This window comes from Streptomyces sp. NBC_01463, assembly GCA_036227345.1.
In the GTDB taxonomy this organism is placed as follows: Bacteria; Actinomycetota; Actinomycetes; order Streptomycetales; family Streptomycetaceae; genus Streptomyces.
In genome coordinates this window covers 3,181,072-3,207,035 of the sequence record CP109468.1, presented here as the reverse complement: position 1 = coordinate 3,207,035, position 25,964 = coordinate 3,181,072, and the positions used below count along the sequence as shown (strand labels likewise).

Genomic DNA, 25,964 nt, shown 5'->3' with positions numbered 1-25,964 from the left:
GTGGGACCCGGACCGCGCCGGTGGTGCGGTGAAGCCGAAGGTGCGGTGGTGCGGAAGGTGCGGTACGGGGACCGGCGGATGTCAGGTTCCGCCGGTCCCCGTACGCGCGGGAGCTGTCAGGTGCTCCCGGTCTTGGGGCCGGGGTCAGCCGGCGTCGCGCGGCAGGGCGCGGGTGCGGCCCATCTCGCCCAGCCAGACGGCGGACGGCTTCGGCAGCCGTTCGAACGTCTCGGGGTTCCAGCCGATGAGGCCGAAGGTGGGCGCGTAGGAGCCCCACTCGTAGTTGTCGAGCGCGCTCCAGGCCAGGTAGCCCCGGACGTTGAGGCCGTCCTCCAGTGCGGAGGCGACCTCGTTCAGCGCACCGGTGTAGTAGTCGACGCGGCGGTTGTCGTCGTCCGTGGCGATGCCGTTCTCGGTGACGATCAGCGGCACGTCGTGGCCCACGACATCGGCGGTGTGGCGCAGCGCGTGACCGACCGCGGAGGGGTAGTACTCCCACTGCGTGAGGGTGCGCTCGACGTCGTCCGCGGTCGGGATCGGGCCGTCGGTGCCGATCTTCGTCCGGGTGTAGGACTGCACCCCGATCCAGTCGTCGCCGCGGGCGGCCTCGATGAAGACGTCCTCGCGGGGGTGGCGGTAGGCCGCGGTGACCTCTTCGGCGCCGGGCAGGGCCTGGTAGACCTGGTTGGCGATGGTCCAGCCGACCTGGATGTCGCCGTTGATCGCCTTGACCTCCTTGACGGCCGCGTGGTGGGCGGCGATCACGGCCTCGGTGGTCTCGTCGTCCGGGGTGGGCAGCCCGGCGGGCGGGAAGCCGATGTCGCCGCGCTTGGCCTGGCCCGCCATGACGGCGATCATGTTCGGCTCGTTGATGGTGCAGACGTGGCTGACGCCTTCACCGATGACCGGCGCGCAGGCCGCGACGTAGCGGGCGAACAGCTCGGTCGCGCCCTCGGAGGTGAAGCCGCCGCGGGCCTCGAACCACTGGGGCACGGTGAAGTGGTGCAGGGTGACCATGGGGCGCAGGCCGCGCTCGATGGCGCCCTCGACCATCCGGCGGTAGTGGGCGAGCTCGGCCCGGGAGAACCGGCCCTCGGCGGGCTCGATGCGGGCCCACTCGATGGAGAACCGGTAGTCGGTGAAGCCCAGTCCGGCCAGCACGTCCATGTCCTCGTGCCAGCGGTGGTAGCTGTCGCAGGCGTCCAGGCTGGGCTCCTGGATGTGGGTGCCCGCGGTGTGCTCCTTGACCCACCAGTCGCTGTTGGTGTTGTTGCCCTCGATCTGGTGGGCGGCCGTGGAGGCACCCCACAGGAATCCTTCGGGGAACGGGACCTGGGTGTGAGTCATCGCAAACTGTCTTTCTGGTGCGGGAAGGGGTGTGACCGGCGGTGGGGTGGGGTGCGCGGCCTCGTACGTTTCGGTGGGGCGGCCGGGAAGGGGGTCCGGCCGCCCGCGGGCGGGCTACTTCATGCCCGCCGTGGCGATGCCCTGGGTGAAGTGCCGCTGGAGCGCGATGAACACGACCAGGACCGGCAGCACGATCAGGAAGGACCCGGCCATCAGCATGCCGTTGGAGCCGCCGGCCTTGTTGGGGTCGGTGGCGAACGTCGCCAGGGCGACCGGCAGGGTGTACTTGTCGGGGTCGTTGGTCGCGATGAGCGGCCAGACGAAGTTGTTCCACGATCCGAGGAACGTGAAGATCGACAGCGTCGCCAGGGCGGGCTTCACCAGCGGCATCACGATGCGCCAGAAGATGTACCACTCACCGGCGCCGTCCATCCGGGCCGCCTCCAGCAGCTCGTCCGGGATGGACTGCATGAACTGCCGCATCAGGAAGACACCGAAGGCGCCGGCCGCGAACGGCAGGACCAGACCGGCGTACGAGTCGATCAGGCCCATCTTGCTCATCAGCACGAACAGTGGCAGCAGCATCAGGTTGCCCGGCACCATGAGGGCGCCCAGCACCAGACCGAAGATCTTGTTGCGGCCGGCGAAGTTCAGCTTGGCCAGGGCGTACCCGAGCATCGAGCAGAACACCAGGTTCGAGACGGTGACCAGCACCGCCACGATCACGGAGTTCATGAAGTAGAGCGGCAGATCGAGCTTGTCGAGCAGGTCCCGGAAGTTCTCCAGGGTCCACTCGGTCGGGATCCAGACCGGCGGGCTCGCGGTCAGCTCGCTCGTCGTCTTGAACGCGGAGAGGGCCATCCACAGGAACGGCGCCGACATGATCAGCAGGCCGAACGACAGCAGGACGTAGACGAGGACCCGCTTCAGCGAGCGCGGCCGCTCGGGACGGCCGGGCCGCCCGTCCTCCCCGGGCTTCTTCGACGGCGCCGTCGAGACGGCGCCCGGTGCACTGGTGGCGCTCATTTCGTGTTGTCCTTCAGCAGTCGGAGCTGCAGCACCGTGATGCCCATGATCACTACGAAGAGGACATACGCCATGGCGCTCGCATAGCCCATGTGGAAGAAGTTGAAGCCCTCGCGGTACATGTTCAGCGAGACGGTGAGCGTCGAGTCCGAGGGGCCGCCCTGCGTCATCACGAAGGGCTCCTCGAAGACGTTGAGGTAGCCGATGGTGGTGATCACCGTGGCGTAGAGCAGCGTGGGCCGCAGCAGCGGGACGGTGATGCCCTTGAACTCCTGCCAGACGTTCGCGCCGTCCAGCCGCGCCGCCTCCCGCACCTCGGTGGGGATGGCCTGCAGACCGGCGATGAAGAGCACCATGACCGTGCCCACGTTGCGCCAGACCGCCATCGCGATCATGGACGGCATGGCGAGCGTCTCGGAGCCGAGGAAGTCCGGTGCGGTGAGGCCCACTTCGGAGAAGAGGCCCGCGACCAGACCGTCGCTCGGGTCGAGCACGAACCGCCAGACGACGGCGACCGCGACGATGGTGGTCACGACCGGGGCGTAGAAGCCGACGCGGAAGAAGGTCCGGGCCCGGTCGATGCCGTTGTTCAGCAGTACGGCGACGACCAGTCCGAGGAGGATCGTCAACGGGACGCCGACGACCACGAAGTACGCCGTGTTGAAGAGCGACTTGAGGAACTTCTCGTCGCTGAACAGCTTGGTGTAGTTCTCGAAGCCGATGAAGTTCGCGTCCAGCGGGTGCGTCACGTTGCGCAGCCCGAAGTCCGTGAAGCTCATCACCAGCGTGGCGATGATCGGGACGGCCATGAAGACGAGGAAGAGAACGAGGAAGGGAGTGGAGAACAGCCAGCCGGCCATGTTCTGCACGCCCATCGAGGGCTTCCTGCGACGTCGTGAACCCTTGGGCCCGGCGGCCGGGGACGTGGTCCCCGGCCCGGCCTGCACCTTGGCCGGCTCTGCGGCCTTTCCGGTCGTGGTGCTCATGGCTCCTACTTCACGAGGCCTTCGATCTCGGACTGCGCGGTCTTCAGCGCGTCCTCGGCGGACGCCTTGCCCTGGGTCACCTTCGCTATGGCCTGGTCGACCTTGTCGGTGATCTCGCTCAGGTTGGGCAGCGACGGGGAGGACTTGGCGGTGTCCATCTGCTTCTTGAAGATCTGCAGGTCGGCGTCATCGGCGAGAGCGCCGGAGGTCCAGGCGGCGGTGTTGGCCGGCAGGTCCTTGGTGCGCTTGTACCAGTCGGCCTGGCCCTTGGTGTCCGTCAGGTACTGGATGAACTTGGTGGCAGCGGCCTTGTGCTCGCTGTCCTTGGAGATCACCAGGGAGGAGCCGCCGGCCATCGAGGTGGAGGACTTGTCGGCGGGGACGGCCGCCACGGCCCACTTGCCCTTGAGCTGCGGCTGGCCCTCGTTCAGCAGGGTGACGTGCCAGGGACCGCCGAAGAACATCGGGACGCGGCCGTTGCCGAAGTCCTTCACGACGTCGTAGCCGGGCGGGATGGACTTGTTGGAGAGCCCCTTGTCGAAGTACGAGCCGTACTCCTTGAGCGCCTTGACGGCCTCGGGGCTGTCGATGACGGCCTCGCCCTTGTCATTGACGATCTCGCCGCCGGCCGAGTACAGGAAGGAGTAGAAGTTCTGCACCGTGTCCAGGCCGCTGGGCTGGATGGACAGGCCCCACTTGGTGCCCGCCTTCTTCTGGTAGGCGGTCGCGAGGTCCTGCATCTCCTTCCAGTTGGTCGGAGCCTTGGTGATGCCGGCCTTCTCGGCCAGGTCGGTGCGGTAGTAGAGGACGCGGGTGTCGACGTACCACGGCACGCCGTACGCCTGGCCGTCCACCTCGCCCTGCTTCCAGCCGGCCGGGAAGAAGTCCTTCTTCTGGAAGGTCTTGGTGTCGACCGGCTCCAGCACACCGAGCTCGGAGAACTCGCCCATGTAGCTGCCGCCCATCTGCGCCACGTCCGGCATGGTGCCGGCGGCGGCCGCGGAGACGAGCTTCTGGTGGGCGACGTCCCAGCCGACCGGGGTCACCTTGACGGTGATGTTCGGGTTGGCCTTCTCGTACACCTTGGCCACATCCGCGAGCTTCTCGCCCTCGGCCCCCATGGCCCAGACAGTGAGTGTCTGCTTCTTGTCCGCGGCGACGTCGTCGCCACCGGAGCTGCCGCACGCGGTCAGACCGAGAGCGAGGACGACGGCGATGCCGATGCCGGTGGAGGCGTTTCTGGCGGTGCGGGACATGGAGGGCTCCTCCTTGAGCATTCCGGATGTATGCGCTGCCTGTAAGCGCATACATCACTCTGCGGCAGACATTCGGGAATCCGCAAGAGGGTGTTTGGTCACACTCGTGCAACGCGCCGGACATCTGAATGTTCAACTTGGAACGGTAAGCGTGTCGTTTGTGGAAAAGGTGATGATGTGACCGATTCCGCATAGTTGGTGCCGGGCCCGGCCGAGGTCAGGGCCGGGGAACGGGCGGGTCCGGGCCGGAAAACGACCGGCGATAGTGTCGTGATCATGACTTCGTTCGTTCATGACTTCCCGTTCGATCCGGCCCACGGACGCACCCTCGACGAGCTGCTGGCCGTTCCGGCGCCGCCCGTCCCGGACGACTTCGCCGACTTCTGGCGCGCGCGGTACGCCGCGGCCCGCGAGGTCGCCACGGAACCGGAGCTCGGTCCGGTGGAGGAGGAGCGGGACGGGGTGCGGATCCACGGGGTGACGTACACCTCGGTCGGCGGCGTGCGGATCGGCGGCTGGGTGGCGCTGCCGGCGGGCGGGGCGGCGCGGGAGCCGGTGCGCCACGGGTTCGTCATCGGGCACGGGTACGGCGGCCGGCAGGAGGCCGGGCCCGGGGTGCCCCTGCCGCTGCCCTCGTCGGCGGCGATCCTGCCCTGCGTACGGGGGATGGGGACGCGCGCCCTCGTGGACGGCATCCCCGACGTCTCCGCCGGGCACGTGCTGCACGGCATCGAGTCGCGCGACACCTATGTCATCGGCGACTGCGTGGCGGACCTGTGGTGTGCGGCGTCGGCCCTGGAGGAGCTGGTGCCGGAGCTCGCCGGGACGGGCCGGCTGGGCTACCACGGCGAGAGCTTCGGCGGCGGGCTGGGCGCGCTCGCCCTGCCGTGGGACGAGCGGATCGCGGCGGGCCAGCTGACGGTGCCCACGTTCGGGAACCACCCGCTGCGGCTCACGCTGCCGTGCACGGGGAGCGGGGAGGCGGTGCGCGGCTACCACCGCGAGCACCCCGAAGTCGTGGACGTCCTGCGGTACTTCGACGCCGCGACGGCCGCGGGCTTCGTGGCGCGGCCGACCCTGGTGGCCGCGGCGCTGTTCGACCCGTCCGTGCCGCCGCCCGGCCAGTTCGCCGTGCACAACGCGCTGGCGGGCGAGCGGGAGCTGCTGGTGCTGCCGGCGGGGCACTTCGAGTACGAGGGCCTGGCGGAGGACGTGGCCGGGCTGGTGGAGGCGCGGCGCGCGTTCTTCGGGAAGTGGCTGGGGTAGCGGGGCCGGCCGGCCTCGGGGAGGCCCCGCGGCGGCGTCAGCCGCAGCCGCAGCTGGCCCGGCGGATCGGGGAGACCGGGAGGGTGAGCGACACCGGTTCGCGGCCGGTGTCGCTCAGCCGCTGGACCAGCAGCTCGACCGCCTGCTCGCCCAGCTGGCGGATCGGCTGGCGCACCGTCGTCAGCGGCGGCTGGACGATCCGGCTGAGCGGGATCCCGTCGAAACCGGTCACCGCGATGTCCTGCGGCACCCGCACCCCGCGCCGGGCCAGTGCGCGCAGGGCGCCCACGGCCATCTGGTCGTTGGCGAAGAGCATCGCCTCCGGGCGCTCCCCGTCCCGGTCCAGCAGCGTCTCGGCGGCCACCGCGCCCTCGGCCTGCTTCATCATCGTCGTCCGGAACGCCGGCTCGTCCGGCACCGGGAGACCGGCGTCCCGGCAGGCCTCCCGGAAGCCGCGGAACCGCGCCTCCGCGTCCGGTGAATCGGTGTCGCCCGCGACGAACGCGAGCCGGCGCAGGCCGTGGTCCTCGATGAGGTGGCGGGTCAGCTCGCGTTCGCCGTCGGCGTTGGCGACGACGATGTGATCCAGGTGGTCGATCTCGCGGGGCCCGGCGAGCATCACCACCGGCAGCCGGCGCGATATCACCTCCAGGTCCTCGGTCGGCACCGTCTGGGCCAGGACTGCGAAGCCGTCGACCCGGCCCGCGACCTTCGCGACCAGGCTCTCCGGGCCGCCCTCCAGGGACGCGGCGATCAGCAGCGCGTACCCGTGCCGGCGGGCCGCGCGCTCCATGCCGCGGATGATCTGGTCGGAGTAGAGCATCACCGCGTCGTCGGCGTCGCTGTCCGCCTCGGCATCGGCCTCGGCGTCCGGGTCGGCGTAGTCCGGGAAGCAGAGACCGAGCACGCCTGTGGTGCGGCTCGCCAGTCCGCGGGCGTTGCCGCTCGGTACGTAACCGAGCTCCCGGGCCGCTTCGAGCACCCGCTCGCGGGTCTGGGCCCGTACCGACTCCGGGGTGCGGTACACCCGCGACACCGTGGCGATGGAGACGCCCGACCGCTCCGCTACGTCGTACACCGTTGGGGCGCTCACTCGACCGACCGTCCGCTTCTTCTTCCGTACCGACGTGCAGCGACAGAGATGTCGGCAAACACGTTTTGAAAGCGCATTCACCCTAGATCGCGGGCCGTGCGCTGGGCAAGGGCATCCGCATGTTCGACAGGCTGCCTTGCAAGATGCCCTGTGCATCTTTTACGTTGGTCCCATGACCCGACCGCCCGCAGCCGTGCCCGCCGACCCGACCGCCGAGGAGGTGGCGAACCACCTCGCCTCCGTGGTCGGCAGGCTGCTGCGCCGGCTGCGCTCCTCGTCGTCGGAGAGCCTGCTCACGCCGACCCAGCGCTCCGTGCTGGCCCGGCTCGACGACGGGGAGCCGGCCACCACCGCCGATCTGGCCCGCGCGGAGTTCGTGCGCCCCCAGTCCATGCGGCTGACCCTGGGCGCGCTGGAGGAGCAGGGCCTCGTCCGGCGCACGCCGGACCCGGCCGACGGCCGGAAGTCGGTCATGTCGATCACGGACACCGGCCGCACCACGCTCGCGGAGGTCCGGGCGGCCAAGCGCAACTGGCTGGCCGAGGCCGTCGCCGCCGAGCTGGACGGCGCGGAGCGGCGCACGGTCGCCGAGGCCGCCGCCCTCATCGAGCGCCTGGTCGGTTCATGACCGCCGGCGACGCGATACCCGGGGCGACAGCCGAAGAGGCACCCGCCCCCGAAGCACCCGCACCCGCCCCGGACGTGCCCGTCCCCGGTTTCAGTAACCGGCTCACTGCGCCGCTGCTGCTCGGCTCGCTGCTCAACCCGCTCAACACCACGATGATCTCCACCGCGCTGGTGGCCATCGGACACCACTTCGGCATCGGCGCCGCCGACACCGCCTGGCTGATCTCGGTCCTCTACCTCGCCAGCGCCGTCGCCCAGCCCGTCCTCGGCAAGCTGGCCGACGTCCTCGGCCCCCGCCGGGTCTTCCTCGCCGGGCTGGCCGTCGTCATCGCCTCCGGTCTCGTCGGGACCCTCGCGCAGAGCTTCGGGCAGCTGATCGTGTCGCGGCTGCTGCTCGGCATCGGTACGTCGGCCGCCTACCCGGCGGCCATGGCGGTGCTGCGCGACGAGTCCGCCCGGGTCGGCCGGATCACCCCGCGCCCCGTCCTGGCCCGGCTCTCCTTCGCCGCGCTCGGCAGCGCGGCCGTCGGGCCCACCCTCGGCGGGCTGCTGGTCATGGCCGTCGGATGGCGCGGCATCTTCGCGGTCAACGTGCCCGTCGCCCTGGTCGCACTCGGGGCCGCGCTGCTCTGGATCCCCGCCGACCCGCCGCGCAGGCGGGCCGCCGACGGCAGTACGCCACGGATCGGCCTGGACCCGCTCGGCATCGGCCTCTTCGCCACCGCCCTGACGGTCCTCGTCTTCTTCCTGCTCGACCTGGCCCACCCGATGTGGTGGCTGCTCGCACCCTTCGCCCTGCTGACGGGCGCCCTGGTGCGGTGGCAGCTGCGCAGCCCCGAGCCGTTCATCGACCTGCGGATGCTGGCGGGAAACGCCGCGCTGTCGCGCACGTACCTGCGGCACGGAGTCAGTTACCTGCTGATCTACTGCGTGATGTACGGATACACGCAGTGGCTGGAGGAGGCCCGTGGCTACTCGTCCGGACACACCGGGCTGCTGATGCTGCCGATGTCCCTCGCCGCGCTGGTCTGTTCGCTGCTCGGTGCCCGCACCAAGGGCATCCGCGGTCCGCTCACCCTGGCCTGCGTGCTGCTCACCGCCGGGGCCGGGCTGCTGTTCCTCCTGTCCGGCGACACCCCGGTCGCCGTCCTGCTGCTGGCCGGGGCCTGCTTCGGCATCCCGCAGGGCCTGATCGGCACGAGCAACCAGGCGGCCGTCCAGGCCCACGCCCCGCCCGAGTCCATCGGCTCCGCGGCGGGCCTCCAGCGCACCGCCCAGTACATCGGGGCCATCACCGCGTCCAGCCTCATCGCGCTCGCCTACGGGCAGTCGGCCGGCGACCGCGGACTGCACCTGATGGCCGGTGTCGCCGCCGTACTGGGCGTCCTGCTCATCGTCCTCACCGTCACCGACCGCGCCCTGCGCGGGCGCACCTGAATCCCCCCGAGCACCACCAGGCAAGGAGCCACACCATGAGCGTCACCACTCTCGACCCGAAGACCGCGCTGGTCGTCGTCGACCTCCAGAAGGGCATCGTCGGCCTCCCCACCGCCCACCCCGCCGCCGACGTCATCGCGCACGCCGCGACGCTCGCCGACGCCTTCCGGGCCAAGGGCCTGCCCGTCGTCCTGGTCCGCGTCACCGGCGGCGCCCCCGGCCGCACGGAGGGCCCCGCCCGCTCCGGTCAGCCGGCCGCCGACTGGGCCGAGATCGTCCCCGAGCTCGGCCCGCAGGAGGGCGACATCGTCGTCACCAAGCAGCAGTGGGGCGCCTTCTACGGCACCGACCTGGACCTCCAGCTGCGCCGCCGCGGCATCACCCAGGTCGTGGTGGCGGGCATCGCGACCAGCATCGGCGTCGAGTCCACCGCCCGCTCGGCGCACGAGCACGGCTACCACGTCACCGTCGCCACGGACGCGGTGACCGACATGGGCGCCGAGGCCCACGACAACAGCGTCGGGCGGATCTTCCCGCGCCTCGGCGAGACCGGCACCACCGACGAGATCGTCAAGCTGCTGGGCTGACGGCCCGCCCTGCCGGGTTCCCTCTCGCCGGGTCCCGGGCCGCACTGTCAGGGCGGCCCGGGACCCGGCGTCCTCCCACGGGCGTCAGGAGGGATCGGGATCGCGCCGCCGGATCTTGTTCCCCAGCCACACCAGCGGGTCGTACTTCCGGTCCACGGCCCGCTCCTTCAGCGGGATCAGCGCATTGTCGGTGATCTTGATGTGCTCGGGGCAGACCTCCGTACAGCACTTCGTGATGTTGCAGAGGCCGAGCCCGTGCTCCTCCTGGGCCGTCGCCTTGCGGTCGAGACCGGACTCGGCGGCGGCGTCCAGCGGATGCATGTCCAGCTCGGCGACCCGCATCAGGAACCGCGGCCCGGCGAAGGCCGCCTTGTTCTCCTCGTGGTCGCGCACCACATGGCAGGTGTCCTGGCACAGGAAGCACTCGATGCACTTGCGGAACTCCTGCGAGCGTTCCACATCGACCTGCTGCATCCGGTACTCGCCCGCCGCGACCCCCTTGGGCGGCACGAACGCGGGCACCTCCCGCGCCTTGGTGTAGTTGAAGGACACGTCCGTCACCAGATCCCGCACCACGGGGAAGGCCCGCAGCGGGGTGACCGTGATGGTCTCCTCGCGGCCGAACACCGACATCCGGGTCATGCACATCAGCCGCGGCCGTCCGTTGATCTCCGCGCTGCACGAACCGCACTTCCCCGCCTTGCAGTTCCACCGCACCGCCAGATCACCCGCCTGGGTCGCCTGGATGCGGTGGATGATGTCGAGGACGACCTCGCCGTCGTTGACCTCGACCTCGAAGTCCTCCAGACCGCCGCCGTCGGTGTCCCCGCGCCACACCCTGAACCGTGCGTCGTAGCTGCTCACTCGTAGAGCTCCTCATCGGCGAGGTACTTGACCAGCTCCTCCTTCTCGAAGAGGGAGAGCAGATCCGGACGGATGGGGTCGGTGGCCTTGCGTACGAGGTCGATCCGGCCGCTCGCGGCACCCGGTTCGTCCACCGGCCGGCACAGCAGGTTGACCGGACGCCAGGAGCGCTCCATGTCCGGGCAGTCCTCGCGGGTGTGGCCGCCGCGGCTCTCGGTGCGCTCCAGGGCCGCCCGCGCGATGCACTCGCTGACCAGCAGCATGTTCCGCAGGTCCAGGGAGAGATGCCAGCCGGGGTTGAACTGCCGGTGCCCCTCGACCCCGGCACGCCCGGCCCGTTCGCGCAGCCCGGCCAGTTTCTCCAGGGCCCGTTCCATCTCGGGGGCGCGCCGGATGATGCCGACCAGGTCGTTCATCGTCTGCTGGAGTTCCTGGTGCAGGGTGTACGGATTCTCCGTCGGCGCACCCTCGGCGAGCTCCTCCGCGCTGAACGGACGCAGCGCCTCCGCGGCGGCCGCGTCGATCTGCGCCTCGTCGACCACCGGCGGGGTGGCGACGGAACCGGCGTACCCGGCGGCGTGCAGCCCCGCCCGCCGGCCGAAGACCAGCAGGTCGGACAGGGAGTTCCCGCCGAGCCGGTTGGAGCCGTGCATGCCGCCGGCCACCTCGCCCGCAGCGAAGAGCCCGGGTACGTCGAGGGCGGCGGCGGTGTCGGAGTCGACGGCTATGCCGCCCATCACGTAGTGGCAGGTCGGGCCGACCTCCATCGCCTCGGCGGTGATGTCGACGTCCGCCAGCTCCTTGAACTGGTGGTACATCGACGGCAGCCGGCGCCGGATCCGCTCCGCGTCCATCCGGGTCGACACGTCCAGGAACACCCCGCCGTGCGGCGATCCGCGCCCGGCCTTCACCTCGGAGTTGATGGCGCGGGCGACCTCGTCGCGCGGCAGCAGCTCGGGCGGGCGGCGGTTGTGGTCCGGGTCCTCGTACCAGCGGTCGCCCTCCTCCTCCGACTGCGCGTACTTCTCCTTGAACACGTCGGGGACGTAGTCGAACATGAACCGCTTGCCCTCGGAGTTGCGCAGCACCCCGCCGTCGCCGCGCACCGACTCGGTGACGAGGATGCCCTTGACCGAGGGCGGCCAGACCATGCCGGTCGGGTGGAACTGCACGAACTCCATGTTCAGCAGGGGGGCGCCCGCCAGCAGGGCCAGCGCGTGGCCGTCGCCGGTGTACTCCCAGGAGTTCGACGTCACCTTGAAGGACTTGCCGATGCCGCCGGTGGCGAGGACGACCGCGGGGGCCTCCAGCACGAAGAAGCGGCCGCTCTCGCGCTCGTAGCAGAAGGTCCCGGAGACGCGGTCGCCGTCCTTGAGGACGCGGGTGACCGTGCACTCCTGGAAGACCTTGAGCCGCGCCTCGTGGTCACCGAACTCGCGCTCGTCCTCCTGCTGGAGCGAGACGATCTTCTGCTGGAGGGTGCGGATCAGTTCGAGGCCGGTGCGGTCCCCGACGTGCGCCAGGCGCGGGTACTCGTGGCCGCCGAAGTTGCGCTGGGAGATCTTGCCCTCGGGGGTGCGGTCGAAGAGCGCGCCCCAGGTCTCCAGCTCCCAGACCCGGTCGGGGGCCTCCTTGGCGTGCAGCTCCGCCATCCGCCACTGGTTGAGGAACTTCCCGCCGCGCATGGTGTCGCGGAAGTGCACCTGCCAGTTGTCCCCGGAGTTCACATTGCCCATGGAGGCGGCGATCCCGCCCTCCGCCATGACCGTGTGCGCCTTGCCGAAGAGCGATTTGCAGATGACCGCGGTACGGGCGCCGCGCTCCCGCGCCTCGATCGCGGCGCGCAGACCGGCGCCTCCGGCACCGACCACGACGACGTCCCACTGCTGTCGTTCGAGCTCAGTCATTCAGAAAAACCTCGGATCGTCGAAGGCGCCGGAGGCGACCAGGTACACGTAGAAGTCGCACGCCGCCACGCTGATCAGCGAGGCCCAGGCGAGCAGCATGTGACGGGTGTTGAGCCGCCCGACCCAGCCCCACAGCCGGTAGCGCACGGGGTGCTTGGAGAAGTGCCGCAGCCGGCCGCCGATGATGTGCCGGCAGGAGTGGCAGGACAGGGTGTACGCCCAGATCAGGACGATGTTGACCAGGAAGATCAGCGAACCGAGGCCCATGTGGCCCCAGGCGTAGTGCTCGTCGCGGAAGGTCAGCACGGTGTCGTACGTGAGGATGCCGGCGACCGGTACGGCGGCGTAGAAGGCGTACCGGTGGATGTTCTGCATGATCAGCGGGAAGCGGGTCTCGCCGCTGTACTTCTGGTGCGGCTCGGCGACCGCGCAGGCCGGGGGCGAGGCCCAGAAGCCCCGGTAGTAGGCCTTGCGGTAGTAGTAACAGGTCAGCCGGAAGCCGAGCGGGAAGATCAGGATCAGCAGGGCGGGGGACAGGCCCCACCAGCTGCCGAAGAGATCCCAGTTCGGGCCGTGCCGCATCGGGGCGCAGTTGTCCGCCAGACAGGGCGAGTAGAACGGCGAGACGTACGGGGCCGCGTAGTAGTCCGCGTTCGAGAAGGCCCGCCACGTCGAGTAGACGATGAAGGCGAGCAGACCGCCCGCCGTCACGGCGGGCGCCAGCCACCAGCGGTCGGTCCGCAGATGGCGGGCGGCGATGGCGGCCCGGGTGGGGTGGTTCACGCCCGCCGTGCGGGCGGCCGGTCCGTCCGGCGGGCGGGGCTCCGCGCCCGCAGCCGTGCCCGGGGCGCTGCCCGGGTCCTTGCCTGGTTCCGTTCCTGTTTCCGTACCGGTGGCCAAGGAGCTCTCCTAGGAGGTGTCAGACACGCGCCGCTAGGGGGCGTGCCTGCCGGGGACGCCCAGACCCTCGTCGTCCGAGTCCGTCCACAGGGTGGCGTCGTACGGCGCCTCGGTGATCGTGATGACGCCGTCGACGGGTGCGGCGTGGCCGGCCGGGCCGAGGGCGTCGGGTGCGGTGCCCGCCTCGCGCAGCTGCGCAAGGCTCCGCTCCAGCCGTCCGACCGTGCGGACCAGGTCGTCGAGACAGTGCTGAACTGCCGTCAATTCGTCTTGCAGTGACATGACTTGATCTCACTTCCGCAGTCGCGGGTGGCCATGCTCATGCGCATGCGAGTGTCGCGCGTCACATCCCCGTTGGGAAGGGAGCGGGCCGCCCTGTCTTGCGGATGCGGGTGGTACGTGACCCCCGGGGCATCGATTTCCGGCCGTTCCGGCCGGTTCAGGCGCTCCGCCACGCGGGTGAGGTTCGGCGTGTCAGCGCCGTGCATGCGCGGTCTCCCGTGCGTGGGCGCTTTCAGTGGACGGGCGGAACCAGTGTGATCAACTGCAAATGCCACCAAACACGCATAATCCGGCCCATTCGGGTAAGGGTGGGCCGGGCCGTCCCCGGAGGTATCAGCCATGTCCCACGTCGGCGTCCCGCGCGGGACATCCCGAAAGCGCCGCTCGCTCGCACTCCTCACCACCGGGGTGCTCGCCCTCCCCGCCCTGGCCGGCTGCAGCTCGGGCAACGACGAGGCCACCGCCGCCGCGGTCGTCCCGCAGGACATCGCACCGGCCGCCCGCGCCCAGGTCGCCGACGGCGGCACGGTCAACTGGGCGATCGACGCGATGCCCGCCACCCTCAACGCCTTCCAGGCGGACGCCGACAGCGCCACCACCCGGATCACCGGCGCCCTGCTGCCGACGCTCTTCCCGCTGGACGCCAAGGGCCGGCCGCAGCTCAACCCGGACTACCTGGAGTCCGCGAAGGTGGTCGACACCGAGCCCCGGCAGGTCGTGCTCTACCGGCTGAACCAGCAGGCGGTCTGGAGCGACGGCCGGGAGATCGGGGCCCCCGACTTCGTCGCCCAGTGGCGCGCCCTGAGCGGCAAGGACTCCGCGTTCTGGACGGCCCGCAACGCCGGCTACGAGCGCATCGAGAAGATCGAGCGCGGCGCCGACGACCTGGAGGTCAAGGTCACCTTCGCCAAGCCGTACGCGGACTGGCGCTCCCTCTTCTCCCCGCTCTACCCGAAGCAGGTGACCGGCTCCCCGGACGCCTTCAACGACGGCGCCCGCGCCACGATCAAGGCCACGGCGGGACCGTTCCGGCTGCGCACCGTCGACAAGGAGTCGGGCTCGGTCACGCTGACCCGCAACCCGCGCTGGTGGGGCAGTCCGGCCAAGCTCGACTCGCTGGTCTTCAGGACGGTCGAGCCGCAGGACCGCACCGAGGCGCTGACCGAGGGGAAGGTCGACGTCGCCGACATCGACGCGGCGGCCGCCCACCGCATCGTCCAGGCCGCCCGGGACACCGGCGCCGGCGGAGCCAACGGCGCACCCCCCGCCCACGGCCCCGGCTCCGACCTCACCCCGGCCGCCGCCCTGCGCTCCTGGGCCCTGGCCCACGGCTCCGACGAGGACGTGGCCGAGGAGGCGCAGAAGGCCAGGGACGACAAGGCCGAGGCGGCCAAGGCGTACGCCGCCGAGCAGAGCGACCTGCGCGGCTACGCCGTCCGCAAGTCCCTGGAGCCCGCCTACACCCAGCTCGCGCTGAACGGCGAGAGCGGACCGCTCGCCGACGACCGGGTGCGGCGCGCGGTCGCCCGCGCCCTGGACCGCCAGGAACTCGTCGACACCGTGCTCAAGCCGCTCGGCCTGCCCGCGGAACCGCTCGGCAGCCACGTGGCCCTCGCCGGGCAGCCCGCGTACAAGGACGGCAGCGCGGCACTCGGCAGCCAGGACACCAAGGAGGCCCAGGCGCTGCTGGCCGACGCGGGCTGGACGCGCGAGGGCGCCGCCAAGAAGACGGACGGCACCAAGGCGGGCAGCGAGGGCGAGAAGCAGAAGGGCGCCGGAAAGGCCGAGGAGAAGAAGACGGAGAAGAAGGCCGAGGAGAGCGCCGGCGGCGCGAAGGACGACGGCAAGACCAACGACGCCGCCCGCCGCGAGCCCGCCAAGGACGACGGCCTCTACATCGTCGGCGACGACGACAAGCCCGGTGCGGCCGGGGGCGCCGCCACCCACGTCATCGCCCCCGCCCCCGCCGCGGCCGTCCAGAGCGCCGCCCTGCTGCGCCAGGCCGGACACCTGGGCGAGACGGGCACCTCCGAGGACGCACCGGCCCGGATCACGGCCCAGGACCGGCAGCCCGGCGGCGCCGCCGGCGCCTACGCCCCGGTCGGCACCGCGGCCCCCGCCCAGGCCCCCGACTCGGCCCGCGGTCCGCTCGGCAAGGACGGCAAGCCGCTGACCCTGCGCTTCGTCCTGCCGTCGGGACCGGGCTCCGAGTCCCTGCGCAGCGTCGGCGACAAGATCGCGGCCATGCTCGACACGATCGGGATCCGTACCGAGATCACCAAGGTCTCCGACGACAGCTACTTCCAGGACCACGTCGCTTCCGGCGACTACGACCTGGCGCTGTACTCCTGGCCCGCCACGGCCTACCCGGCCACGGACGACCGCCCGATCTTCGCCAAGCCGGTGCCCGCCACCGACGGCTCGCTGCTCGTCGAGCAGAACTACAGCCGGGTCGGCACGGACCACATCGACCAGCTCTTCGACCAGGCGGTCTCGGAGCTCGACGAGGGCACGGCCAAGGACCTGATGAAGCAGGCGGACGCCCGGATCTGGGCCGCTGCAGGATCGATTCCTCTCTACCAGCGCCCGCAGCTGGTCGCGGCGGATAAGAAGCTCGTGAACGTCGGCGCCTTCGGCTTCGGGGTTCCGCACTACCAGGACATCGGTTTCAAGAAGGCGCAGTCCGCCGGCGCCCCGGCCAACACGAAGAAGTAGCAGGTCAGCGCAGGACCGAAAGCTCAGAACTGGCTCAATTCCCTTGCCCGCCGACCTGTCGGCGGGCAAGGCTGTGCCCACCTGCTGACCCGGGTGACCGACCCGCCACCCGATCCCGGGGCCCCAACCCCGGCGGTCGCGCCGCGGAGGTCCGCTCCGATCCCCCTCGGAGCCGCAGCACCGGAGCCCCACCTCCGGCGTTGCACACGACCCGCGTCCGTCCCGTCCGCCCGGGGGACCGTGGCCACGACACCGGTGAATTCCACCGGAAGAACTGATCACGGGGGCGGAAACCTGAAGCGGACGCGGGACCGTCGATGCACACCGGACGAGGCGTGGCGCCCGTCCCGTGGCCGGTAAGACTTGCCCGGGAAGCCGCAGTGGCGCCCGCCCCGTACCATGGGCTGTAGCCGTGGCGCGTCCGCCCGGCGGGCGTACGAGGACTCAAGACCGACTAAGACGCCTGAATCCCCGATCCGAGAGAAGCGCAAGCCACCCATGCCCACGCGCCACGACATCCGTAACGTAGCCATCGTCGCCCACGTCGACCACGGCAAGACCACGCTGGTCGACGCCATGCTCAGGCAGGCCGGTGCGTTCGCCGCACACGCCGCCGAGAACCTCGACGAACGCATGATGGACTCGAACGACCTGGAGCGTGAGAAGGGCATCACGATCCTGGCCAAGAACACGGCCGTCAAGTACCACCCCAAGGATGGCGGAGACGTCATCACCATCAACATCATCGACACCCCCGGCCACGCCGACTTCGGTGGTGAGGTCGAGCGAGGCCTGTCGATGGTGGACGCGGTCGTCCTGCTGGTCGACGCGTCGGAGGGCCCGCTCCCGCAGACCCGCTTCGTGCTCCGCAAGGCGCTGACGGCCAAGCTGCCGGTCATCCTCTGCATCAACAAGACGGACCGTCCGGACTCCCGGATCGCCGAGGTCATCGACGAGACGTACGACCTCTTCCTGGACCTGGACGCCGACGAGGACCAGATCGAGTTCCCGATCGTCTACGCCTGCGCCCGTGACGGCGTCGCCTCGCTGACCAAGCCGGAGGACGGCACCGTCCCGCCGGACAGCGACAGCCTGGAGCCGTTCTTCAGCACGATCCTCTCCGCGGTCCCGGCCCCGGAGTACGACGACGAGGCGCCCCTCCAGGCCCACGTCACCAACCTGGACGCCGACAACTTCCTCGGCCGTATCGCGCTCTGCCGTGTCGAGCAGGGTGAGCTGCGCAAGGGCCAGACCGTCGCGTGGATCAAGCGCGACGGCACGATGTCCAACGTGCGCATCACCGAGCTCCTGATGACCGAGGCGCTCACCCGCAAGCCCGCCGAGAAGGCCGGCCCGGGCGACATCTGCGCGATCGCCGGTATCCCGGACATCATGATCGGCGAGACCCTGGCCGACCCCGAGAACCCGATCGCGCTGCCGCTGATCACGGTCGACGAGCCCGCCATCTCGATGACCATCGGTGCGAACACCTCGCCGCTGGTCGGCAAGGGCGGCAAGGGCCACAAGGTCACGGCCCGTCAGATCAAGGACCGTCTGGACCGCGAGCTGGTCGGTAACGTCTCGCTGCGCGTGCTGGACACCGAGCGTCCCGACGCCTGGGAGGTCCAGGGCCGTGGTGAGCTCGCGCTCGCCATCCTGATCGAGACCATGCGCCGCGAGGGCTTCGAGCTGACCGTCGGCAAGCCGCAGGTCGTCACCAAGCAGGTCGAGGGCAAGACGTACGAGCCCATCGAGCGCATGACGATCGACTCGCCGGAGGAGCACCTCGGCGCCATCACGCAGCTCATGGCGACCCGTAAGGGCCGCATGGAGACGATGACGAACCACGGTTCGGGCTGGGTCCGCATGGAGTGGATCGTGCCCTCCCGCGGCCTCATCGGCTTCCGTACGGAGTTCCTGACCCAGACCCGCGGTACGGGCATCGCGCACTCCCTGTTCGAGGGCCACGAGCCGTGGTTCGGCGATCTGCGCACCCGTCACAACGGCTCGCTGGTCGCGGACCGCGCGGGCGTCGTGACGCCGTTCGCGATGGTCAACCTCCAGGAGCGGGGTGTCATCTTCACGGAGGCCACCACGGAGGTCTACGAGGGCATGATCATCGGTGAGAACTCGCGCTCCGACGACATGGACGTGAACATCACCAAGGAGAAGAAGCTCACCAACATGCGTGCGGCTTCCGCGGACACCACGGAGAACGTGGTGCCCGCCCGCAAGCTCTCGCTGGAGCAGTCGCTGGAGTTCTGCCGCGACGACGAGTGCATCGAGGTGACCCCGGAGACGGTCCGTATCCGCAAGGTCGTCCTGGACCAGAAGCAGCGCGGCCGCACCGCGTCGCGCGCCAAGAACAACTGACGCTGCACATTCCGCCGGTCGCGCGGTAGGCCGTTTTCGGCCGACGATCCGTCAGCAGCAGGCATTGCAGAAGGCCGGGGCCCTCACAGACACTGTGGGGGCTCCGGCCTTTGGTCAACCCGTTTTCCGCTCGCACCGTCCGGAATATGAGACAGGGATGTCCGATTATCGGGCGTCGCTCTCCGAAACATGTGTTAACAGTCCGTTTCGGGGGTGTCTGTCTGGGATTAGTTTGTCCGGATTTCGGTCCACACGAGTGACGGATGTTGTCAAACCGAGACCCTTTAAGTGTGGTTTACAGCCCAGTCGTACTTAATAGTTGGCTCCATTGAGCTCGGGTCAATGGGTCACGCACTGTGGGGAGTGCCGACTCACGAGCACACTAAGGGCACTGAAACGATCACCGTCAGGGGTGTCGGTGTATCGACCCAGTGCCCTTCTTGTAGTCAAAAGTGGACTCATGAGGAGGAAACCCATGCGTGGTGCCAAGAGCGCCAAGTGGGTCGCGGGAGCGGCCATCATCGCCCTGGCTGCGACTGCCTGTGGCGGCGGCGACAGTGACGCCGACAAGGGCAAGGACAGCGCCAAGGGTGCTGTCAATGCTGACGGCATCTTCTCCGTCGAGGTCGGTGAGCCGCAGAACCCGCTGCAGCCGGCCAACACGATGGAATCGAACGGCAGCATCGTCACCGACGCGATCTTCTCGCAGCTGGTGGACTATGACCCGGCCGGCAAGCTTGAGATGATCAACGCGGAGTCTGTCGACACCAAGGACAGCAAGCTCTGGACGGTCAAGCTCAAGAAGGACTGGAAGTTCCACGACGGCACGCCCGTCACGGCGGAGTCCTACATCAAGGCCTGGAACTGGGCCGCCAACATCAAGAACAACCAGACCAACGCGTCCTGGTTCGGCGACATCAAGGGCTTCTCCGACGTCCACCCCGAGGACGCCAAGGCCAAGCCGAAGTCGGACGTCATGTCCGGTCTGAAGAAGGTGGACGACTACACGTTCACCATCGAGCTCAACGCCCCGCTCCCGTACTTCTCGTACAAGCTCGGCTACACGGTCTTCTCCCCGCTGCCCGAGTCCTTCTACGCCGACCCGAAGGCGGCCGGCGAGAAGCCGGTCGGCAACGGCGCGTACAAGTTCGTCAGCTGGGACCACAAGAAGCAGATCAAGGTCGTCCGCAACGACGACTACAAGGGTCTCGACAAGGCGAAGAACGGCGGTGTGGTCTTCAAGAACTACACCACCCTGGAGACCGCCTACGAGGACCTGAAGTCCGGCAACGTCGACGTGCTGCGCCAGATCGGCCCGAAGGACCTCCCGGTCTACCGGTCCGACCTCGGTGACCGCGCCGTGGACAAGCCGTACTCGGCCATCCAGACGATCGCCGTCGCGTTCTACACCAAGCAGTTCAAGGGCATCGACCCCAAGGTCATCCAGGGTCTGTCCATGGGCATCGACCGCGCCACCATCACGAAGACCGTGCTCCAGGGCACGCGTGAGCCGGCGACCGGCTGGGTGGCGCAGGGCGTCCTCGGCTTCCAGAAGGACGCCACGGGCGACGTCACCAAGTACGACCCGGCCAAGGCCAAGGCCCTCATCAAGGAGGGTGGCGGCGTTCCGGGCAACAAGATCTCGATCCAGTTCAACGCCGACGGCGGCCACAAGGAATGGGTCGAGGCGGTCTGCAACAGCATCACGCAGTCGACCGGCGTCAAGTGCGTCACCGACTCGAAGGCCGACTTCCAGGCCGACACGAACGCGCGTGACGCCAAGGAGGTCAAGTCCCTCTACCGTTCCGGCTGGGTGCTCGACTACCCGGTGAACGCGAACTTCATCTCGGACCTGTTCCGTACCGGTGCCGCCGGTAACCAGGGTGACTTCTCCAACAAGGCGCTGGACGCGGAGATCAAGAAGGCCGACTCCGCGGCTTCGCTCGACGAGTCGGTCGCGGCGTACCAGAAGATCGAGAAGGAGCTGGTGAACTACATGCCCTCCATCCCGCTCTGGTACTACAAGGTCAACGCCGGTTACTCGGAGAAGGTCCAGAACGTGGACTACGCGCAGGACGGCGACCCGATCCTGACGCAGGTCGAAGTCAAGAAGTAACCACACCTACGTAGTCCGCGCGCAGGCGCGGGACCGGCATCGAAAGACGGTCCGAGCCTGTCCGCACGCCGTGGCCGGGGGGCCCTTCACCGCAACCGACGACCCCACAGGGGGAGTCGGAGCGGGGGAGGGCCCGTCGGCTGCTGCTTGCCTATTACATGGAGGCATGATGGGGCGCTATGTCGCACGACGACTGCTCCAGATGATCCCGGTCTTCCTCGGGACAACCCTGCTGATCTTCCTGATGGTCTACACGCTGCCCGGCGACCCCGTGCGCGGGCTCTTCGGGGACAAGGGTGTCGACCCCGCGACGCTGGCGAGACTTCGCCACGAGCACGGGCTCGATCAGCCGATTCTGCAGCAGTACTGGAATTACATGACAGGCATCGTCCTGCATTTCGATTTCGGTGATCAGATAGCCAGCGGACGTCCCGTCACGGACGTCCTCGGCGACGCGTTCCCCGTCACCCTCCGGCTTGCCGGCATGGCGTTCGTCATCGAGATCGTCGTCGGCATCGGGCTCGGCATCGCCGCCGGTCTGCGAGCCGGCCGGCTCACCGACAACGTGGTCCTGGTCTTCACCCTGCTGATCATCTCGATCCCGGTGTTCGTCCTCGGCTTCATCATCAAGACGGTGTTCGCCTTCCAGCTCGGCTGGATCGATCCGAACGTCTCCGGCGATGCGAAGTGGAGCGAACTGCTGGCGCCCGCCATCGTGCTGGGGTCGCTCTCACTCGCGTACGTAGCGAGGCTCACCCGCACCACGATGGCCGAGAACCTTCGCTCGGACTACATGCGCACCGCCATCGCCAAGGGTCTTCCCAAGCGACGCATCATCGGTGTGCACCTGATGCGCAACTCGCTGATCCCCGTCATCACCTTCCTCGGCACCGACCTCGGTGCCCTGATGGGCGGCGCGGTCGTCACCGAGGGCCTCTTCAACGTCAAGGGCATCGGCGGCACGATCTACGAGTCCATCCAGAAGCGCGAAGGCACGACCCTCGTCGGCCTCGTCACGATCCTGGTGCTCGTCTACCTCTTCATGAGCCTCATCGTCGACCTGCTGTACGCGGTCCTGGACCCGAGGATCCGTTATGCCTGACGCGACCAAGACAGTCCCCGCGCCCGAGGACGCCAAGACGCCCATCGCGGACCCGTCGGCGACCGTGAAGGCGGACAAGGCCCGCAGCCTCTGGGGCGACGCCTGGCGGGACCTGCGTACCAACTGGTACTTCATCATCTCGTCGGTACTGATCGTGATCCTGCTGGTGATGGCCGTATTCCCCAGCCTGTTCACGAGTGCCTCGCCCACCTCCGCCGACCTGGTGCACCACTACCTGGGCAAGCCGGAGCTGAGCAAGATCGGCTCCGAGGGCTGGCTCGGTTACGACGGCCAGGGCCACAGCGTCTACGCGCGTGTCATCTACGGCACCCGCGCATCGATCACCGTCGGCGTCTGCGTCACCCTCCTGGTGACGCTGTTCGGCGGCCTGATCGGCATGCTCGCCGGTTACTTCGGCGGCTGGGTCGACGCCCTGCTCTCCGGTTTCTTCACCAACGTCTTCCTCGGCATCCCGTTCCTGCTGGGTGCCATGGTCGTCCTCCAGGCGTTCACCGAGCGGAAGGTCTGGGTGGTCATCTTCGCCCTGGCGTTCCTCGGCTGGACGCAGATCGCGCGAGTGATGCGCGGTGCGGTGATCGTGATCAAGCAGTCGGACTACGTGCAGGCGGCCAGAGCGCTGGGCGCGGGTACCAACCGGATCCTCTTCCGGCACATCCTGCCCAACGCCATGGCCCCGGTGATCGTGGTCGCCACCATCTCGCTCGGTGTCTACATCTCCGCCGAGGCGACCCTGTCCTACCTGGGTCTGGGTCTCGCCGACCCGACGATCTCGTGGGGCATGGACATCTCCGGTGGCGCCGCCCAGATCCGCGTCGCACAGCACATCCTGCTGTACCCGTCGATCATGCTCAGCATCACCGTTCTGGCGTTCATCATGCTCGGCGAAGCCGTCCGTAACGCCCTCGATCCGAAGTCGCGATAAGGAGGGCGAACGTGGCCACCATCAACAAGACCGCCGAAATCCCGTCCGCACGCTCGGGTGACGACTATGTCGGCCCCCTGCTCGATGTCCGTGACCTGCACGTGGAGTTCCACACCCGCGACGGTGTGGCCAAGGCGGTCAACGGTGTCAACTACAGCGTGAACGCCGGGGAGACCCTCGCCGTTCTCGGTGAGTCCGGCTCCGGCAAGTCCGTGACGGCGCAGGCCATCATGGGCATCCTCGACATGCCGCCGGGCAGGATCCCGCAGGGCGAGATCCTGTTCCGCGGCCAGGACATGCTCAAGATGTCCTACGAGGAGCGCCGGAAGATCCGCGGCCAGAAGATCGCGATGATCTTCCAGGACGCGCTCTCCTCGCTGAACCCGGTCCTCACCGTCGGCTACCAGCTCGGCGAGATGTTCCGGGTCCACCAGGGCCTGTCCAAGAAGGAAGCCCGCGCCAGGGCCATCGAGCTGATGGACCAGGTCAAGATCCCGGCCGCCGCGGCCCGGGTCGCGGACTACCCGCACCAGTTCTCCGGCGGTATGCGTCAGCGCATCATGATCGCCATGGCGCTGGCCCTGGAGCCGGACCTGATCATCGCGGACGAGCCGACCACCGCGCTCGACGTGACCGTCCAGGCCCAGGTCATGGACCTGCTCGCGGAGCTCCAGCGCGAGTACCACATGGGCCTGATCCTGATCACGCACGACCTCGGTGTCGTCGCGGACGTCGCCGACAAGATCGCGGTCATGTACGCGGGCCGGATCGTCGAGACCGCTCCGGTGCACGAGATCTACAAGCGCCCGGCGCACCCGTACACCAAGGGTCTGCTGGAGTCGATCCCGCGCCTCGACCAGAAGGGCCAGGAGCTCTTCGCGATCAAGGGCCTGCCGCCCAACCTGCTCCACGTGCCGACGGGTTGTGCCTTCAACCCGCGCTGCACCATGGCGCAGGACATCTGCCGTACGGACGTCCCGGCGATCTCGCCGGTGACCGAGCAGGACGGCACCGAGCTGGCCGGCCGCGGCAGCGCCTGTCACTTCTGGAAGGAGACGATCCATGGCTGACATCAAGAAGGAGCCCGTGGACGCCACCCCGAACGTCTCCGAGGTGGAGACGGTCGACGCGGCAACCGAGGCGGAGGCCGTAGCCGCCATCGACGCACCGGTGTCGCAGGGCGAGCCGATCCTCCAGGTCCGCAACCTGGTCAAGCACTTCCCGCTGACCCAGGGCATCCTGTTCAAGAAGCAGGTCGGCGCGGTCAAGGCCGTGGACGGGATCTCGTTCGATCTCTACGCGGGCGAGACCCTCGGCATCGTGGGCGAGTCCGGCTGTGGCAAGTCCACCGTCGCCAAGCTCCTGATGACGCTGGAGCGGGCCACCGCCGGCGAGGTCTTCTACAAGGGCCAGGACATCACCAAGCTGTCCGGCCGCGCGCTGAAGGCCGTGCGCCGCAACATCCAGATGGTGTTCCAGGACCCGTACACGTCGCTCAACCCGCGCATGACGGTCGGCGACATCATCGGCGAGCCCTACGACATCCACCCCGAGGTGGCCCCGAAGGGCGACCGGCGCCGCAAGGTGCAGGAGCTCCTCGACGTCGTGGGTCTCAACCCGGAGTACATCAACCGGTACCCGCACCAGTTCTCCGGCGGCCAGCGCCAGCGCATCGGCATCGCCCGCGGCCTCGCGCTCAACCCGGAGATCATCATCTGCGACGAGCCGGTCTCCGCGCTCGACGTGTCGGTGCAGGCCCAGGTCATCAACCTGATGGGGAAGCTCCAGGACGAGTTCAACCTCTCCTACCTCTTCATCGCGCACGACCTGTCGATCGTCCGGCACATCTCGGACCGGGTCGGCGTCATGTACCTCGGCAAGATGGCCGAGATCGGTACGGACACGCAGATCTACGACCACCCGACGCACCCCTACACCCAGGCGCTGCTGTCGGCGGTCCCGGTTCCGGACCCGGAGGCCCGTGAGGGCCGCGAGCGGATCATCCTGACCGGCGACGTCCCGTCCCCGGCCAACCCGCCGTCGGGCTGCCGCTTCCGCACCCGCTGCTGGAAGGCCGAGGCCAAGTGCGCCGAGGAGATGCCGCTGCTGGCGATCCCCGAGCGCTTCAAGACCTCGACGACACCGGCCGCGCACGAGTCGGCGTGCCACTTCGCCGAGGAGAAGGACGTGGTGGGCGCGGCCTGACGCGTCTGCGGTCCGGCCGCTGCACCTCGGACCCCCGGGAGCCCTTGCGGGCCTCCCGGGGGTCCGCCTTTTTGCGGCTGGCTAGAGTCGGCCGTCATGAGCGATCGCCACAGTACGCAGATCCCCTCTCCCACGGTCCTCGGCGTGGACGGCGGCGGCTGGGTGCCGGTCACCGGAGGAGAGTCGGGAGCGGCGGTCTTCCGCAGCGCGGACGCCACCCGGTACGCCAAGTGCGTGCCCGGCGCGGACGCGGCCGCCCTGAGAGCCGAGCGCGACAGGATCGCCTGGCTGAGCGGCCAGGGTGTACCCGGTCCCCGTGCGCTCGACTGGCGGTCCGGTGCTGACGGCGCCTGCCTGGTGACGAGTGCCGTCCCCGGCGTATCTGCCGATCAGGTGCCTGCCGGGGACCTGCGGGCCGCCTGGGCCCACATCGCGGACGCGGTCCGCCGACTGCACGCGACGCCCGCGTCCGCGTGTCCCTTCCACCGGGGCCTGGACGCCATGGTCGCCGAGGCGGAGGACGTCGTGGCCCGTGACGCAGTCAACCCCGGGTTCCTGCCCGCCGACCAGCAGGGGACGCCCGCGGCCGAGCTGCTGGACCGCCTCACCTCGCAGGTCGCGCGGCGACGGGAACAGGAGGCGGCCGACACGGTCGTCTGCCACGGCGACCTGTGTCTGCCCAACATCGTCCTCGATCCGCAGACCCTGGACGTGACGGGCTTCATCGACCTGGGCCGCCTGGGACTGGCCGACCGCTACGCCGACTTGGCACTGCTGCTGGCCAACGCGCGAGAGACCTGGCCGGACGAGGAGCAGGCGCGGGCCGCGGACACGGCCCTCGCCGAGAGTTACGGCATCACCCTCGACGACGACCGCCTGCGCTTCTACCTCCACCTCGACCCGCTCACCTGGGGGTGACCGGCTGTCCTCGA

21 protein-coding genes are annotated in these 25,964 nt (G+C 69.2%); 12 read left to right on the top strand and 9 right to left on the bottom strand.

The window, feature by feature from the left end; genetic code table 11:
* Window positions 1-144: 144 nt before the first annotated feature.
* The 4 genes from OG521_13945 to OG521_13930 all read right to left on the bottom strand — a co-directional run bounded on the left by OG521_13945 (window position 145) and on the right by OG521_13930 (window position 4,615).
* Window positions 145-1,347 carry a family 1 glycosylhydrolase gene (locus OG521_13945; protein ID WUW21827.1) on the bottom strand — a complete coding sequence of 401 codons (1,203 nt, stop codon included), beginning with the start codon at window positions 1,345-1,347 and terminating at the stop codon, window positions 145-147.
* A 114-nt stretch (window positions 1,348-1,461) separates the two neighbouring features.
* Window positions 1,462-2,373, bottom strand: a complete 912-nt coding sequence (locus OG521_13940) for a carbohydrate ABC transporter permease (protein WUW21826.1) — start codon at window positions 2,371-2,373, stop codon at window positions 1,462-1,464.
* Window positions 2,370-3,359: a sugar ABC transporter permease gene (locus OG521_13935; GenBank protein ID WUW21825.1), complete on the bottom strand. Its 990-nt coding sequence runs from the start codon at window positions 3,357-3,359 to the stop codon at window positions 2,370-2,372. The genes OG521_13940 and OG521_13935 overlap by 4 nt, the downstream gene beginning before the upstream one ends.
* A gap of 5 nt (window positions 3,360-3,364) precedes the next feature.
* Window positions 3,365-4,615 carry a sugar ABC transporter substrate-binding protein gene (locus OG521_13930; GenBank protein WUW21824.1) on the bottom strand — a complete coding sequence of 417 codons (1,251 nt, stop codon included), beginning with the start codon at window positions 4,613-4,615 and terminating at the stop codon, window positions 3,365-3,367.
* 276 nt (window positions 4,616-4,891) lie between these two features.
* On the opposite strand from OG521_13930, the gene OG521_13925 reads away from it, so the two are divergent.
* Window positions 4,892-5,881 carry an acetylxylan esterase gene (locus OG521_13925; protein ID WUW21823.1) on the top strand — a complete coding sequence of 330 codons (990 nt, stop codon included), beginning with the start codon at window positions 4,892-4,894 and terminating at the stop codon, window positions 5,879-5,881.
* 37 nt (window positions 5,882-5,918) lie between these two features.
* Here OG521_13925 and OG521_13920 read toward each other — a convergent pair whose 3' ends face one another.
* The gene (locus tag OG521_13920; protein WUW21822.1) at window positions 5,919-6,974 is read right to left on the bottom strand and encodes a LacI family transcriptional regulator; all 1,056 of its coding nucleotides are present in this window, start codon (window positions 6,972-6,974) and stop codon (window positions 5,919-5,921) included.
* A gap of 172 nt (window positions 6,975-7,146) precedes the next feature.
* Between OG521_13920 and OG521_13915 the strand changes: the two genes are divergently transcribed.
* Genes OG521_13915 through OG521_13905 form a run of 3 tightly spaced genes read left to right on the top strand, consistent with a single transcriptional unit; the run spans window position 7,147 to window position 9,625 of the window.
* Window positions 7,147-7,602 carry a MarR family transcriptional regulator gene (locus OG521_13915; protein WUW21821.1) on the top strand — a complete coding sequence of 152 codons (456 nt, stop codon included), beginning with the start codon at window positions 7,147-7,149 and terminating at the stop codon, window positions 7,600-7,602.
* A complete protein-coding gene (locus OG521_13910; GenBank protein ID WUW21820.1) occupies window positions 7,599-9,038 on the top strand; it encodes an MFS transporter in 1,440 nt (479 codons plus the stop codon). The genes OG521_13915 and OG521_13910 overlap by 4 nt, the downstream gene beginning before the upstream one ends.
* A 35-nt stretch (window positions 9,039-9,073) precedes the next feature.
* Window positions 9,074-9,625: an isochorismatase family protein gene (locus OG521_13905; protein ID WUW21819.1), complete on the top strand. Its 552-nt coding sequence runs from the start codon at window positions 9,074-9,076 to the stop codon at window positions 9,623-9,625.
* Window positions 9,626-9,709: 84 nt separating this feature from the next.
* Here the strand turns inward: OG521_13905 and OG521_13900 are convergent, their stop codons facing one another.
* The 4 genes from OG521_13900 to OG521_13885 all read right to left on the bottom strand — a co-directional run bounded on the left by OG521_13900 (window position 9,710) and on the right by OG521_13885 (window position 13,578).
* Window positions 9,710-10,489, bottom strand: coding sequence for a succinate dehydrogenase/fumarate reductase iron-sulfur subunit (locus OG521_13900; protein ID WUW21818.1), 780 nt, complete (start codon window positions 10,487-10,489; stop codon window positions 9,710-9,712).
* Window positions 10,486-12,396 (bottom strand): fumarate reductase/succinate dehydrogenase flavoprotein subunit, encoded by a 1,911-nt coding sequence (locus tag OG521_13895; protein WUW21817.1) that lies wholly within the window; start codon window positions 12,394-12,396, stop codon window positions 10,486-10,488. The genes OG521_13900 and OG521_13895 overlap by 4 nt, the downstream gene beginning before the upstream one ends.
* Window positions 12,397-13,179, bottom strand: coding sequence for a hypothetical protein (locus OG521_13890; protein ID WUW26678.1), 783 nt, complete (start codon window positions 13,177-13,179; stop codon window positions 12,397-12,399).
* A 150-nt stretch (window positions 13,180-13,329) separates the two neighbouring features.
* Window positions 13,330-13,578, bottom strand: coding sequence for a hypothetical protein (locus OG521_13885; protein ID WUW21816.1), 249 nt, complete (start codon window positions 13,576-13,578; stop codon window positions 13,330-13,332).
* A 339-nt stretch (window positions 13,579-13,917) separates the two neighbouring features.
* On the opposite strand from OG521_13885, the gene OG521_13880 reads away from it, so the two are divergent.
* The 8 genes from OG521_13880 (at window position 13,918) to OG521_13845 (ending at window position 25,950) form a co-directional block, all read left to right on the top strand.
* Complete coding sequence (locus OG521_13880; GenBank protein ID WUW21815.1) at window positions 13,918-16,293, top strand: ABC transporter family substrate-binding protein; 2,376 nt, start codon at window positions 13,918-13,920, stop codon at window positions 16,291-16,293.
* 498 nt (window positions 16,294-16,791) lie between these two features.
* Entirely contained in the window at window positions 16,792-18,666 is a 1,875-nt protein-coding gene (gene typA, locus OG521_13875) for a translational GTPase TypA (GenBank protein ID WUW21814.1), read from the top strand.
* Window positions 18,667-19,141: 475 nt separating this feature from the next.
* On the top strand, window positions 19,142-20,782 hold the full coding sequence (locus OG521_13870; GenBank protein WUW21813.1) for an ABC transporter substrate-binding protein: 1,641 nt from the start codon (window positions 19,142-19,144) through the stop codon (window positions 20,780-20,782).
* 169 nt (window positions 20,783-20,951) lie between these two features.
* A complete protein-coding gene (locus OG521_13865) occupies window positions 20,952-21,884 on the top strand; it encodes an ABC transporter permease (protein WUW26677.1) in 933 nt (310 codons plus the stop codon).
* Window positions 21,877-22,827, top strand: coding sequence for an ABC transporter permease (locus tag OG521_13860; protein WUW21812.1), 951 nt, complete (start codon window positions 21,877-21,879; stop codon window positions 22,825-22,827). The genes OG521_13865 and OG521_13860 overlap by 8 nt, the downstream gene beginning before the upstream one ends.
* A gap of 11 nt (window positions 22,828-22,838) precedes the next feature.
* Window positions 22,839-23,897: an ABC transporter ATP-binding protein gene (locus OG521_13855; protein ID WUW21811.1), complete on the top strand. Its 1,059-nt coding sequence runs from the start codon at window positions 22,839-22,841 to the stop codon at window positions 23,895-23,897.
* Window positions 23,890-25,032 (top strand): dipeptide ABC transporter ATP-binding protein, encoded by a 1,143-nt coding sequence (locus OG521_13850; GenBank protein WUW21810.1) that lies wholly within the window; start codon window positions 23,890-23,892, stop codon window positions 25,030-25,032. The genes OG521_13855 and OG521_13850 overlap by 8 nt, the downstream gene beginning before the upstream one ends.
* Window positions 25,033-25,128: 96 nt before the next feature.
* Window positions 25,129-25,950 carry an APH(3'') family aminoglycoside O-phosphotransferase gene (locus OG521_13845; protein WUW21809.1) on the top strand — a complete coding sequence of 274 codons (822 nt, stop codon included), beginning with the start codon at window positions 25,129-25,131 and terminating at the stop codon, window positions 25,948-25,950.
* The last annotated feature ends 14 nt before the right edge of the window (window positions 25,951-25,964 follow it).